Here is an 11852-nt window from a genome sequence, read left to right on the forward strand (position 1 = left end):
GCCGCGAAGTCTACGACTTCGCCTCCATCCCGGAGAATTTCCAGCGCTGGGCGGCAGGCCTCGGCCGGCGCTTCGAAAGATCGGGCGAGGAATGGACGGCTGAGGATCCCCACGGCCGGCCCATCCGCATCCGTTTCTCCCGGCCCAATGAATTCGGTGTCCTCGATCACGTCGTCTTTGCCGATGGAAAGGAAACCCGCAATGCGGTGCGCGTGGTTCCCAACGGAACCGGCGCGGAGGTCATGTTCGTGCTCTTAAGGATGCCGGACATGACGGAGGAGATCTTCGCTGCCGACGCCGCGGCGGTAGAGCGCGACCTCAACACCCTGAAGGCAATGCTCGAACGCTGAGCTTCCCAAGATCACGAAAGGAGAAGATCATGGCCAAATCCAGCAACGACAAGCGCATCGACTATGTCGAGTTTTCCGTCGGCGACATCGCGCGCTCGCGCGACTTCTATGGCAAGGCCTTCGGCTGGTCCTTTAAGGACTACGGGCCGAGCTATTGCGAATTCAACGATGGCCGCCTGACCGGCGGCTTCGCCCTCGGCGGCCAGAGCAAGGCGGCAGGCGGGCCGCTGGTGATCCTCTATGCCGACAAGCTCGACGAGACCCAGCGCCGCGTCGAGGCGGCCAGCGGGAAGATCGTCAAGCCCGCCTATTCCTTCCCGGGCGGCCGCCGCTTCCACTTCTCCGATCCGGACGGCTACGAGCTGGCCGTGTGGTCGGAGAAGTGAGGAAGCAGAAGGGGCGCCGAGCCGAGCCGGCACCTCTTTCGAATGGTTTGGGCGGCCGTCAGGGCTTAATGCTGCTCTTGGCGCCAGGAGCGGATATTGAATACTGACTGGGCGAGCTACCAAGGATTCGATTGTGCGGCTGGTATCTCTGTGCTGAACCACCTTAGAGATGCCAGCGCTGCTGTTGTAACAAAATTATTGTCAGATGGCGTAGCTCGCATCGTATAAGGCTGGCCTGAGGACCATCGCATACCGCACGAAGCATGACGGAACGGACACGAACGACAGTACGGCAAAGGCTGTATGCTTTTTTGGTCGCTGGCCTGGGCGGGCTGGCAGCATCGGCAATCTCGTTTTCGATGACGCTCTACGAAGCTGCCCATCCGCCAAAGGTGCCCGTTGTGCAAGCAGGCCAGCAGATCGATACCGGTCGATGGTTCGTGACCTTGCGAACGGCACGTATCGGAACAGTGCCGCCGACAGGCGTTTCCTCATCGCAACCCGTGCAGCTTATGATGGTGGATCTGGATGTGGTGAACCGTTCCGCCACCCCGAACAACGTGCTCTACCGCGTCGTCACGCTCAGCGCACCGGGGCGAAAGCTGCGGATGCCATCGGTCTATCTCGATCGCGACAAGTATCTGGCGGGATATTTCAACCCCAACATGCCGGAACGCGCGACGATGGCTTGGGAGTGGCCGGCCGGTGTGCCCGTGCCGGACAAGGTGACGATCACCGTTACCGGCCAAATCTACAAGTTGCGCGACAATCTCTACGGAGCAAGCGGGTGGTACGACCGCGATCCCGTTGCGACGGTCGATCTGCCGGTGGAGAAGGCGCCATGATGCGCATAGTGCGTTCGGCGCTTGCGATACTGTTTGCTGCCGCCGTGCTGTACGGCATGCAGCATACGCGTCCGCTGTACAGCGACATTACATCGCCGATCGTCTCTGCTGGCGGCATGAACAAGCGTGTGGAGGCCAGCGCCTTCGCGCTTTCGCTGGACAGCGCCAGGGTGGCGCGTGTTCTCAACGTCGAGACCTTCGGGAAGTCAAAGACCTACACGACTTCCGGCGTATGGGTTGTGGTTGAAGGCGAGGCCGAGGCGAAATTCGAGACATTGGGTCTCACATCGGGCGAGTGGCTGAGCGGCAGCGGCGTCCGTTATGTCCTGACCGACCGGGTGCCGGCGACGATCGAAATGATGCCGGGCGATGCCTACCAGCCCGGCCTGCCACGCCGCGTCCTTCTGGTGTTCGAAGTGCCGGAGGAAGCCGTCGCCGGCGGGACCGTAGTGGTCGCACGCACAAAATTGTTGCCGCTCGACGATGAGATCCGCATCGCCACGAACATTTCCGGCAAAGACATCGAGCCCGCGATCACTATCCGCCGCAACGAGGAAGGACCGCCATGGACAGTTCTCCCGCAAAGGTGACGTCAGCGCGGCGAGGCTACTGGCTGAGCTTGATGGCGCTGGTGGTTGCGCTGCCAGCCGCACTCGCCGCGCAGACATGGGGAAGCATCAAGGACTGGCGCTCCCAACATTTGCGCCAGCCGGTATCTGCGATCTTAGGGCAACCGATCGACTATGCCGGCGCAAGCTGGACCGTGACGCGTCTCATCAGGCTGGCAGGCAGCGAGGGAAGCGCCGTCGTCCTCGGGGAATTCGAAGCTCTCGCAGCTGACCCGAAAGCGCTCGGCGCCGTTCCATGCAAGGTGCGGCTTTCCGATGGAAGCGGTCGCGAATGGCAGCCAACCCTATTCGCCGATCCGGTGGTCAGAAAGCAGTATCCGGATGTAAGGAACCGGTCCCTGTGTGGCGGCACCGCATTCGCGGCGACGGAACCAGGCAAGCCGGCACGGATGGCTGCCAGCTTTTTGATCCCACCTGCGGCGAGCAGCCTCACACTATCGATCGCCCTCTACTCGGCGCTGCCGAGTTATCTCAGCGTCAGCGAGCCGCGGACCTGACGCCACGCGCCTCGCCAGCCATGGCGACTGCAGTCTCGAGCACGGCTGCAAGCAGCGCGACCCGGACCGCGTCGAGCAGGATTCCTCCGTCGAGTTCGCTTGGGCTGCCGATGAACAGGCTGATCGTGTCGGCGAAGATCTGCCAAGTTGCGAGATCATGCGCTCCGATCAGTCTTGTCAAGCCATACCACATCCAGGCGCCGATCCAGGAGATGGCCTGATAGACGATGACGAAGGTGACAAGCGTCGCAAGGCCGGCACTGAGCGTCAGCTTGAGACAAGTCCAGACCGGCGAATAGCGGCTGCGGTAGCCGCCAACGAAGTGCGTCGCGAAATCCTTCAGCCACTTTTGCCATGAGGTCGTGCGCGATAGCGCGGAACCGGGAGCGGCCGGCGCGGAAAGCTCATAGCCGTTGATGATCGCCGCCATCACCAGCCATACAATCGGCAGCAACGCGAAAAAGAACAGATTCTGAAGCTGCTCTCCGAAGGGAAGCGGCCGGAATTCCACCGGAACGAACTGGCCGGCCGCAGCCGCCGACGTTACCGGCGCAAGCAAATCGAGGCTGAGCTGTTGCAGCGCGGCGCCTGCGCCAAGCCAGCGGATGAACTGGTCTTTCCATTCGCCGAGCGCGTAGAGACCGATGAAGACCCAAGTTGCGTCCGTCGCCACTATCAGCAGCCGCCAGTAGGGGTGAGAGGCGCGCGCATTCAGTCGCTTGGCGGCAAAACGCACCAGCCAGCAAATGACGATCGACAGTACCACGCCGCTCGACTGAAGAATGGCGAAGATGTCGACGCTCTTGCCGAGTTCTGCCTGGGCCAGCGCCATGCGCGAATACTCGCGGACCGTATCGCCGAGGAAACCCCAGGCGGCATAGTATGCGAAGAACGGCAGGATCGCGGCCGCGGTAATCGCCAGGATCGGCTCGCGCTTTTTTCGTCCGCTCCCTTTTTCGGCTTTTGTCTCAGTGCCGCCACCGCCGGCATATGCGGCCGGAGCACCACGAACATCATGACCAGCACCGTCAGCTTGGCGAGAATCACCAGCGACAGCATGACCATTCCGCCCAGCGGGAATTGGAGGCCGATCGTCACGGCGCCCTGAAGCAGCAGATCACGAGCGATCACGCCAAGGCAGCCGACAAGCAACAGCTGCGGCCAGCACTGGACAAGCAACCGCGCGGTTGCTGCAAGAGGCCGGTATATGTCGTCAATCGCCGTGGTCATCGCGTCAGGTGGCTTTCGTGCTCCGGTCCTGGACGTTCGCCAGACGGTCCTTCTCTATTCCTGCAGTTGCGATCAAACTCAAACCACTTGGGTTTGAATTTGATCGCAGGTACGCAAGTTTACCTCATCCGCCTCGCCGGGCTTGACCCGAGGGGCCTGTCCCAAATCCGTGAACAAAGATTCGGAGGCTACCAGCTTTCGAGAGTCAGGCCGGCAGCCTCTCTTGCAGGGCCTTTGTAGCAACGCCGCCCATTAAATTTTGTTGCCGCAGGCTTCGGAATCAAGACCTGTTCGCTATAGCTAATATAAGCCGTTCGAAAGACAATTCATTCAATGACGATTTAGCTTTGAGATAACGTGATTTTAATCATGAAGCTACATACATCTTGCATCGTCTGAGTTATCTTCCGCTAAGCTGTTGACGCCGGCCCGATACGATCAAGATAATTGCGATCAACGCTTGAGGGCAATGCAGGAGGTACTTGATATGTTCAGATACGTGGCTTTAGCGGCTGTCGCGTTTGCGGCGCCCCTGCTCGTTTCGGAGGCCCGGGCGCAGTCGACCGTCGAGTGCCACTCCAGGCACTACCAGTACGACGAGTGTTTCGCCGGCCCTTTGAAGCAGCCGCAGTTGATTCATCAGATATCGAGCAACGCCTGCATCCTCAATCGTACCTGGGGTTATAATCCGAAGAGCAAGTACATCTGGGTCGCCCAGGGATGCCAAGGGGTTTTCGCCGATGTTGCCGGCTATCACTACGGTCGCGGGGACACATTCGATCCCAATGCGCGAATGTATGATCATCGGGGACATGACGTAGGTGCTGTGGTTGGCGGAGCCATATTAGGCGCGCTCGTCGAAGGGATGGCCGAAGACGCGAACCGGAAGCATCATCACAGGACCAGCAATTATCGGCCAGACGACGGCTACAATGGTTGCCATGGCGTCGGCTGCATGGTCGACGACCCGGATAGCGCTGTCGACAACACCCCCCAGTTCGACAAGGAGGGTGAACCCAACTTTGACGAGCACGGCAACTATCAGGGTTGTCATGGGGCCGGCTGCCTCGTCGACGATCCCGGAGATGAAGAATAACCCCTGCGTCAGGTTACTGGAAACACCGCTCATCTCGCCACGTTGGCAATTTTCTGGAGGCGACGAAGCCGGATGAGTTGGCGTTGCACGGCCGAGAGCACTGAACACCGCTCTTGTTCCCAAGTTTAAGGGGCAGGGTCAGAAGCGAAAGCAATCTGTGCGCGGAATTGAACGTAGGTATTCCAGCGATATCAATGGCATGTGGCGGAGGGAGTGGGATTCGAACCCACGGTGGGCTTGCACCCACGCCGGTTTTCAAGACCGGTGCCTTAAACCGCTCGGCCATCCCTCCAAGTAGTTGATTTAAAGTGGCTTTCTGCCTCTTTGCGGTTTGCTCAAAAGGCCGTCTGCTACGCAATTTGCAACTATTTGGCTTTTCGTTCGCTGCTTATAGCCGCCTGCAACGCGGCGTCAACTTGCTCTGCGGCGTCAGCCTGCATTCCCGGCATAACATGGGAATAAAGGTCCAACGTGATGCCAATGCTCGAACGGCCAAGTCGCTCGCTGGCAACCTTCGGATGGACACCGGCCGAAAGCATCTGAGAGGCATGGGTATGCCGAAGATCATGGAAGCGGATGCGGGGCAGGGTGGTATTTCCCGAGAACGCGAACCCATTCGTGGGTAAGCGACCTTGGCTGCAAGGGTGCGCCGTCGACCTGGGCAACGACGAAGCTGTTACCATCGGGGCGAAGGCCAAGACGAAGCTGTTCCTCTGCCTGGCGCACTCGATGTCGGCGGTGCTGCCGGCGGCATCATTGGCGCCCTTACGGAATCCGGCGTGCCCGAAAGCGATGCGCATGTTTATGCAGAAGGCGTCCGACGTGGCGGGACTTTGGTTACGGCTAGAGTTGCGGACGAGCTTGCGCGGAGCGCCGAGCAAATCCTCAGTCAATCAAGGTCGGTCGACTTAGTCGAGCGCCGCAGGGACTACGAGGCGGGGGGCTGGACCGGGTTTGACCCCGATGCAGACGATTATACCGCCGATGAAATCGAGCGCGACCGCGCGCGCGACGTCAATCGAATCTGACCAAGTGGCCCCGCCTGCGCAGTAAGCGGGGCCAGCTCGCTGTAGCTACCCTCAATCCCTGAGAGGTGGGTTCTCTGCGCATCACTACAGCCAAAATCGCGAGGGCCGGTCCCGCGGTCGGCACATCTCAATGTCGGTTTCTATCGTGCCGCAGATCAGAAGGCGGCATGACCCGATCGTGGCCAATGTTCGGAGAATGGCAATGTCTGCAGCTGTTCGATCGCGCGAATGGAAGCTATGGCGAGAAATCGGCGATATAGCCATGATCGATGTTGATTCAATGATGGATTGGACGGACTGAGAAAAACGAACAAAAATGAATGCTTAAGAGAATTTCGCTTGGTGATGCAGTACCGAATGAAATAAGGGCGAAGCTGCCGACCGAAATAACAGCTGCCGTGGCTGCTGTCATCGAGCCAACGGATAGGTCTGCGGCGATTTGCGATATGCTTCTTCGCAAAGGGGCGAACAAAACCACGGCCCTTGTGGGACAGCCCGTCGATAGGATGTATACGGAGCATGCATCTTGCACACCGGATCGATCCAGGCCGGATCAGGCGACGGAGCAAGCTCGATCTCATAAAGAGGGACTTCGCCAGCTACCGATCGCAGGGCCACTTTTCCGAGATCTCGGACTAGAATGCCTCTGGCAGCAGCGGCATCGGCAACAGGTTGCGTCGTAAGCAATTGACCGGGGGATGCAAGCGCAGCAATGCGTGATGCTACGTTGACGGTCGACCCAAATAGATCGCCTGCCCTGCGGACGACAGGCCCGTGGTTCAGCGCGGCCCGCGTCAGCGGCAGGCGCGGTTCTTTTCTGCACGCCTGCAACAGCGCTCCAAGTGCCGGGATCGCGACTTCCGGCTCGGAAAACGAGAGCATTGCCTCGTCACCGATCCATTTGATCGGAGGTCCGTAACCACTAAGCGCCTCGCGGACCATGCTCTCGAAAATCTCGAGCACATCGATTGCGGCTGCATCTCCATAAACGTCCGCGATGGCGCTAAAGCCTGCAAGATCGATGAATGCAACCGTAGCCGAAGCGCTGGCGGAGCTCTGCGTCTGGCTCGTATCCCTGTCCATGCGAAGTTATTTAAGGCCTGTCGCGCTGTTTGGCGAATCTCAAACGCTACCGTCAAGGCTCCAGAACGTAGGTACGCGACGCCGCTGGCCTCTCCTTCGAGCGAAACTAGAAATGTGTTTGCCGTCTGTTTCGTTAGACTCCTACGGGAACACTTTGGAGTCGCAAAGTGTTTGCCGAGTGGCGAAGGCGAGGCGTCTATCTCGACCTCGCGCAAGCTTGCAGCATCCTTTCTCAAGGCCGGTGGTTAGTCCTGCCAAGCGCGGCGGCAAGTACGGACGCGCGCGCAAGGATTCCACGGGACCTCTTTGTCAGCCGGCGGTTCTGCTCGATGAGTTCCTCAGTTTCTTTAATGCGGATGAGGCTTTGCCTGGCCCTCTCATCGAGCTGCTTAACCAGCTTTTTGGCGTCGTTGATGTGTTGCATGGTGATGCCGCCTTCAAAAGCGTTCGCCCGCGATTCAAACCCGCGAGGCTGGGAACCGTTCCCTAGGCATCGCGTATGTGCGTCTAGCGGGCATAGTTCGGCGTAACAAATCGCCTTCTACCAAAGCCAGAGGCAGACCTTTTGAACCTTTTGAGTGTTCGCCTTAGAGCCTTTGCGGCAGGGTCTTTGCCGTCATCAACGATGTCGTCGGCTTCTTCGCCTGTCGCAATACGCATGACGCGGACAGCATTGCCGATCACATCGGCGGGGCGCTTCTGGCCTTTAGGTCCGGTGGGCATTTCGGCTACAATCCCAATTCTTCGAGCGTGAGGTGCTTTGGTGATATGGGGCGCGCTTCCACAAGCCGGACAGAAGAATGTGCATCGCGCACGGCAGCTACTGCATCTCTGGCACCACTAACGGGAACGTCATAAAGTGCCGCCGATGCTCCTTCATATTCTGAGATTTGGAACCAGCCTGCATTGAAGCGCGTCTTGGCAGGCTCCATCGTCTCGAACACCTTAGAGTCGTCAATCTCGCCCTTGACAACCAGCCGCACCACAAACATGCCTTTCACCTCCATGCTTTCCGCTAAGCATATAGGCGCTTTCGCCTATGCCAACGTCATCCTCGACCACAACAACCGGGCGCTGCTCGACACGTAGGGCGCGTTCATTGCGTCGGCTGGGGGAAAGACTTGGAACCCAGAATTGCGCTCCTAGCGCCGCCTACGCGTCGGCTTATATCTCGCGGCAAACGCCAAGATTTGAGATATTGTGTCTTCGGCAGATCACCCGATCTGCCCGATTATGGAGGAGAATGCCCCATGCCATTATTCATAATCACAGGGTGCTATTCAGCCACGTCAGCGAAGGGAATGATTGACAAGCCATCGGACAGAGAAGCGGCGGCTCGTGGCATAATGGAAGCAGCAGGCGGGAGAATGCATTCTTTCTACGTCACGACCGGCGAAACCGACTGGATGGTAATTGCGGAATTCGCCGACGGTGCTGACCTGATCCCCGCACTTCTCGTGGTCGGCGCATCGGGAGCAGTATCGAATGTCAAAACCGTGCGGGCATACTCGGGCGCGGAATTCAAAGCTGCCCAAGAGAAGGCGGGCAAAATCGCATCTTCCTACAAACCCCCGGCAAAATAAGCAGACCACTGGTTGAAATATCTCTGGCAGCGGAGCGAACCTCCGCTGCCAGTTCGTTCCGGCATCCATTAGTCCGGCGCGTCATACAGCGGCTTTTTCGCCGTCGTCCCGGCTCCGCCCTCTTCTTCCCGACGAGCGCGAGGCGCTCCCCGCGCGTCGTCACCGGAACGTCGTAGCCGTGAAGCCGAACCGTGACGGTCCCGTCATCGTGAACAAGCGTCACCTCGTCAGTCATCGTGATCGTGTCGCCTTCGGACAGTTTCGCCATCGGCATCGCCCTCGCAAAGGCTGCCGCTGAACTGGACGTGGAAAGCGCCATCATCGACGGTGAGATCGTCGTATTGAACGAGACTGGCCTGTCTGACTTCGGAGCCTTGCGGAAAGCCATCACCCGACGCTATGTCGGGAGCGCCTTTATCACCTTGAACCGGGAGATGCGGGAACGCCGCTGGGAGCGCGTACAGGAGCATTCTGCGCCTGCGCCAAACGGGATGAAACGGCCGGCGACGCAATGGGTCAAGCCGGGGCTGATCGGCCGCGTGAAGCATCTCCGCGGCGAGGAGGATCTGCGCCATGCCTCGCTGCAGGATTTTCGGGAGGAAGACTAGGGTAAACTCAGTCATTCTGGCTATGCCGCGAATGGCCGAGATGGGTTAGGCCCTGCCGTTTGAATCGGTCGGCGGCAACGAGCACAGAGCGCCATTTGCTGACCTTCATGGCCCTTCTCAAAACCTGCCGTTCGCGCTACGACCTGATGCGACCCTTCTCTGCCCCTTCTTCGGGCCTCCATCCCCACAGGAATATGCCCGAGGTTAAGAACGGCCTCGATGACCGACCGTCTTTCGTCCACCAAATCGGCGTAGGTCGAGCTGACGAAGATTTGGTATTTAACGTCCATGCGGCTCACCCTTCGATCCGCCCTTGTAAGTCTGCATGCAGGCTGGGGATAACGTTCCGTGCCCGCATCAAGAAGCCGAGTCATGATTCTTACAAGGGGTGAAGCGATCAAAGCCCGACCCGCGCGCTGGCACGCTAGGTTGCCCGGTTTGCCGGAAGGAATAATCACTTGCGGCCGAGGAGTATGAAACGTGCGGTGCCCCCCGCCGCAGCGACAGCCTTCGCTATTCCTGCTTGTCGACCAGCGCCCGTAGTGCCGAGACGTCATGCAGCAATAACCTGCTGCCGCGCTTTTCGATCAGGCCTCTCTTGGCGAGGTCGCTCATTTCGCGCGAGACCGCTTCCCTGTGCGTGCTCATCGTTGCCGCCAGCTCGGAATGCGTCGGTGCCGGGCTTATGGACACCTCGCCGTCCACGAGTGCGGCTTTCTCCGCCCGATGCAGGAGCTCGACGATCAGCCGTTTTCGCACGACCAGAGTGCTGTATTCGAATACCCGCTCGGTCATGCGCCGGAGCTGGGCAGACAGATGCTCAAGCAGCATCCAGGCGAAAGTCGGGTGGGTCATCACGATATCCCGGAATGCTGTGCCGGACAGCCGTGCAGCGCGGGTTGCCTCCAGCGCGACTACGCTGGCAGAGCGTGCAATCCCGTCAATGCCTCCGAGCTCCCCGAAAATGTCACCCGGTTCGACATCGCGATACGCTATCTCCCTGCCGTCCGCTGAAACCAGTGTCACGCGAGCCCGTCCTTCCAGCAGGAAGAAGACATCGCGACCAGTGTCGCCGTGGGAAATGATTAGCTCGTTGTGTCGATAGCTGCGCTCGTGCCACCGTTTGGTCAGCGCGGCGAGGTCGGCATCGCAAAGTCTTGAGATGAAGGCCAGAGAGCCTGTCACAACGGTCTCTTGTTCAATCGAGTGTATTTCACCTTACTCCCTATCCAAGGAAATTTGATGGCCGCAGGCCCCGCTTTCCGGGATGCAAACTGGGAGCGGATTTTGCCAATGTTTTCCCCGGTGTGGGAATTCCCACAGCCGAGCCTGGTTCGACTGTCATATCCTTGTTGCAACGTCAGGCCCGCCGGCTCGTGTGCAAGCCGGCGAAGGGAAAGGGAACAGTCATGAAATTCTTGGCTTCCGTCACAAAACTTGCTGCGGGGCTTCGCAAATTCGTCGCGCCGCGCTACCGCCCGGAGCTTTATTACATGCGTGGCCCGGGGCCAGCCACCGCCCGCCGTATGGGCACGCCGCGGCAAAACCAATCCATCGGCCACTACGCCTAACTTGCCTCGCGGACGGCTGACGCTCTCGCCCGGAGTGCCGTTCGCGCCGTTCCGTACCGGTCAATTCAGATCAATGAAGGGACGATCTGATCATGGTTATAATTCATGCTGTCGCCATTGGTCCATTTCGCAGGTGGTTACGCCTCCGCGCCGAGCGAAAAGCTCTCTTGTCGGCAACGGACCAGTTGAGCCGTTTACCCGATGACGTTCTTGGCGACATCGGCATCTCACGTGATGAAATCATGTGCGCTTTGCGAAGCCGCGCCATCCGTCATGCGGAGGCAGGCGCGGCCGGCACGACGATCGAGCGCACCAGGATCGCTTCGGCCTCGATCCCGAAACGGTTGGCCGCCGGCAGTGGCTACGCCTCGGCCGAGATCCCCTTTGGCTGGTCCACGAGCGCGCGATCGAGCCTTACATCGCGGCTTCGACAAGCAGCGGCGCGCGGACGGGACCTTCGAACGGCACTACACCTCCGACCGGAGCGGGGGGCGGCCCAGCGGCTTTGATTGCGGGGGGAGGCCGCTGGGCCTGACCAGAGAGCCTTCGGGGGCGTGCTCACGTGGCTGGTGAATACGTGGGTAAAAACTAATTAATCAAACATGCGAACGAAGTACGTGTCGGTAATTCCGCTGCGCAGAAGCCATTAGGTGTTCCGCAATGGGTCAATAAGTCTGGCACGCCAGATGCATGGTCAGGTATGGGGGAATGGGGTGGAGGCCCGTCGCTTCGCAAATGTAGCGGCGGGTCTTCTGCATAGAGTCGCGTACCAGCCTACGCGCTGCCGTCCGTCTCGCTTTCCTCGTCTATCGCCCGGAGCGGCAGATAGGCGTTGGTTTCCAGCCATTCGCGCAACACGATCTGGATGAGGTCGGATCGGCCGATTCCCATCTCGGCAGCGATGGAATCGAGCGTGTCTGCGGTGGCTGGCTCCAGCGGCACGCCG

At 59.5% G+C, this 11852-nt stretch carries 17 protein-coding genes, 1 tRNA gene and 1 pseudogene; 10 read left to right on the forward strand and 9 right to left on the reverse strand.

Going from position 1 to position 11852, the window contains the following annotated elements; translation table 11 throughout:
* The 5 genes from EOA78_RS32875 to EOA78_RS32895 all read left to right on the forward strand — a co-directional run.
* On the forward strand, positions 1-350 hold a 350-nt coding region (locus EOA78_RS32875; RefSeq protein ID WP_127319647.1), incomplete at its 5' end, for an SRPBCC family protein.
* Between the two features lie 29 nt (positions 351-379).
* The gene (locus EOA78_RS32880; protein WP_127319649.1) at positions 380-736 is read left to right on the forward strand and encodes a VOC family protein; all 357 of its coding nucleotides are present in this window, start codon (positions 380-382) and stop codon (positions 734-736) included.
* Positions 737-1095: 359 nt separating this feature from the next.
* Positions 1096-1581, forward strand: a complete 486-nt coding sequence (locus EOA78_RS32885; protein ID WP_164784041.1) for a hypothetical protein — start codon at positions 1096-1098, stop codon at positions 1579-1581.
* Positions 1578-2171: a hypothetical protein gene (locus EOA78_RS32890; protein WP_127319654.1), complete on the forward strand. Its 594-nt coding sequence runs from the start codon at positions 1578-1580 to the stop codon at positions 2169-2171. Before EOA78_RS32885 ends, EOA78_RS32890 begins: the two co-directional genes overlap by 4 nt.
* A complete protein-coding gene (locus EOA78_RS32895; RefSeq protein ID WP_127319656.1) occupies positions 2147-2707 on the forward strand; it encodes a hypothetical protein in 561 nt (186 codons plus the stop codon). Before EOA78_RS32890 ends, EOA78_RS32895 begins: the two co-directional genes overlap by 25 nt.
* Here the strand turns inward: EOA78_RS32895 and EOA78_RS32900 are convergent.
* Positions 2688-3539, reverse strand: coding sequence for a hypothetical protein (locus EOA78_RS32900; RefSeq protein WP_245477936.1), 852 nt, complete (start codon positions 3537-3539; stop codon positions 2688-2690). The genes EOA78_RS32895 and EOA78_RS32900 overlap by 20 nt on opposite strands.
* An 885-nt stretch (positions 3540-4424) precedes the next feature.
* Here EOA78_RS32900 and EOA78_RS32905 point away from each other — a divergent pair.
* Positions 4425-5033 carry a DUF3011 domain-containing protein gene (locus tag EOA78_RS32905; protein ID WP_127319658.1) on the forward strand — a complete coding sequence of 203 codons (609 nt, stop codon included), beginning with the start codon at positions 4425-4427 and terminating at the stop codon, positions 5031-5033.
* Positions 5034-5235: 202 nt separating this feature from the next.
* Here EOA78_RS32905 and EOA78_RS32910 read toward each other — a convergent pair.
* Both EOA78_RS32910 and EOA78_RS38005 read right to left on the reverse strand, forming a co-directional pair.
* Positions 5236-5325 (reverse strand) — tRNA-Ser (locus EOA78_RS32910).
* Positions 5326-5398: 73 nt separating this feature from the next.
* Complete coding sequence (locus EOA78_RS38005) at positions 5399-5833, reverse strand: tyrosine-type recombinase/integrase (protein WP_348628516.1); 435 nt, start codon at positions 5831-5833, stop codon at positions 5399-5401.
* Here EOA78_RS38005 and EOA78_RS32920 point away from each other — a divergent pair.
* Positions 5753-6061 (forward strand): annotated as a pseudogene (locus EOA78_RS32920) (hypothetical protein); the annotation flags it as partial. The gene EOA78_RS38005 and the pseudogene EOA78_RS32920 overlap by 81 nt on opposite strands.
* A gap of 408 nt (positions 6062-6469) precedes the next feature.
* Here the strand turns inward: EOA78_RS32920 and EOA78_RS32925 are convergent.
* The 4 genes from EOA78_RS32925 to EOA78_RS32940 form a co-directional block, all read right to left on the reverse strand.
* A complete protein-coding gene (locus EOA78_RS32925; protein WP_127319660.1) occupies positions 6470-7144 on the reverse strand; it encodes an adenylate/guanylate cyclase domain-containing protein in 675 nt (224 codons plus the stop codon).
* Positions 7145-7376: 232 nt separating this feature from the next.
* On the reverse strand, positions 7377-7568 hold the full coding sequence (locus EOA78_RS32930) for a hypothetical protein (RefSeq protein WP_127319662.1): 192 nt from the start codon (positions 7566-7568) through the stop codon (positions 7377-7379).
* Positions 7569-7651: 83 nt separating this feature from the next.
* On the reverse strand, positions 7652-7867 hold the full coding sequence (locus EOA78_RS37535; protein ID WP_245477940.1) for an RNA-binding protein: 216 nt from the start codon (positions 7865-7867) through the stop codon (positions 7652-7654).
* Positions 7868-7872: 5 nt separating this feature from the next.
* Entirely contained in the window at positions 7873-8136 is a 264-nt protein-coding gene (locus tag EOA78_RS32940; protein ID WP_127319664.1) for a hypothetical protein, read from the reverse strand.
* Between the two features lie 309 nt (positions 8137-8445).
* Here EOA78_RS32940 and EOA78_RS32945 point away from each other — a divergent pair, with 309 nt between their 5' ends.
* Together EOA78_RS32945 and EOA78_RS36300 are read left to right on the forward strand one after the other, a co-directional pair.
* On the forward strand, positions 8446-8727 hold the full coding sequence (locus EOA78_RS32945) for a GYD domain-containing protein (protein ID WP_245477942.1): 282 nt from the start codon (positions 8446-8448) through the stop codon (positions 8725-8727).
* Between the two features lie 236 nt (positions 8728-8963).
* Entirely contained in the window at positions 8964-9335 is a 372-nt protein-coding gene (locus EOA78_RS36300) for a hypothetical protein (protein ID WP_245477943.1), read from the forward strand.
* A 513-nt stretch (positions 9336-9848) separates the two neighbouring features.
* On the opposite strand, the gene EOA78_RS32960 is transcribed toward EOA78_RS36300, so the two are convergent.
* Entirely contained in the window at positions 9849-10520 is a 672-nt protein-coding gene (locus EOA78_RS32960) for a Crp/Fnr family transcriptional regulator (protein ID WP_127319668.1), read from the reverse strand.
* Positions 10521-10744: 224 nt separating this feature from the next.
* On the opposite strand from EOA78_RS32960, the gene EOA78_RS36305 reads away from it, so the two are divergent.
* On the forward strand, positions 10745-10906 hold the full coding sequence (locus EOA78_RS36305; RefSeq protein ID WP_164784042.1) for a hypothetical protein: 162 nt from the start codon (positions 10745-10747) through the stop codon (positions 10904-10906).
* Positions 10907-11680: 774 nt separating this feature from the next.
* Here EOA78_RS36305 and EOA78_RS37815 read toward each other — a convergent pair.
* A complete protein-coding gene (locus EOA78_RS37815; protein WP_281034092.1) occupies positions 11681-11848 on the reverse strand; it encodes a ribbon-helix-helix protein, CopG family in 168 nt (55 codons plus the stop codon).
* Positions 11849-11852 lie beyond the last annotated feature (4 nt).

Origin of the sequence: Mesorhizobium sp. M5C.F.Cr.IN.023.01.1.1 (assembly GCF_003997585.1) — a bacterium.
GTDB lineage: Bacteria > Pseudomonadota > Alphaproteobacteria > Rhizobiales > Rhizobiaceae > Mesorhizobium > Mesorhizobium wenxiniae.

Coding starts and splice junctions, on each gene's coding strand:
- EOA78_RS32880 (WP_127319649.1), top strand. CDS start 380: ATGGCCAAATCCAGCAACGACAAGCGCATCGACTATGTCGAGTTTTCC.
- EOA78_RS32885 (WP_164784041.1), top strand. CDS start 1,096: ATGACGCTCTACGAAGCTGCCCATCCGCCAAAGGTGCCCGTTGTGCAA.
- EOA78_RS32890 (WP_127319654.1), top strand. CDS start 1,578: ATGATGCGCATAGTGCGTTCGGCGCTTGCGATACTGTTTGCTGCCGCC.
- EOA78_RS32895 (WP_127319656.1), top strand. CDS start 2,147: ATGGACAGTTCTCCCGCAAAGGTGACGTCAGCGCGGCGAGGCTACTGG.
- EOA78_RS32900 (WP_245477936.1), bottom strand. CDS start 3,539: ATGGCGCTGGCCCAGGCAGAACTCGGCAAGAGCGTCGACATCTTCGCC.
- EOA78_RS32905 (WP_127319658.1), top strand. CDS start 4,425: ATGTTCAGATACGTGGCTTTAGCGGCTGTCGCGTTTGCGGCGCCCCTG.
- EOA78_RS38005 (WP_348628516.1), bottom strand. CDS start 5,833: ATGCGCATCGCTTTCGGGCACGCCGGATTCCGTAAGGGCGCCAATGAT.
- EOA78_RS32925 (WP_127319660.1), bottom strand. CDS start 7,144: ATGGACAGGGATACGAGCCAGACGCAGAGCTCCGCCAGCGCTTCGGCT.
- EOA78_RS32930 (WP_127319662.1), bottom strand. CDS start 7,568: ATGCAACACATCAACGACGCCAAAAAGCTGGTTAAGCAGCTCGATGAG.
- EOA78_RS37535 (WP_245477940.1), bottom strand. CDS start 7,867: ATGCCCACCGGACCTAAAGGCCAGAAGCGCCCCGCCGATGTGATCGGC.
- EOA78_RS32940 (WP_127319664.1), bottom strand. CDS start 8,136: ATGTTTGTGGTGCGGCTGGTTGTCAAGGGCGAGATTGACGACTCTAAG.
- EOA78_RS32945 (WP_245477942.1), top strand. CDS start 8,446: ATGATTGACAAGCCATCGGACAGAGAAGCGGCGGCTCGTGGCATAATG.
- EOA78_RS36305 (WP_164784042.1), top strand. CDS start 10,745: ATGAAATTCTTGGCTTCCGTCACAAAACTTGCTGCGGGGCTTCGCAAA.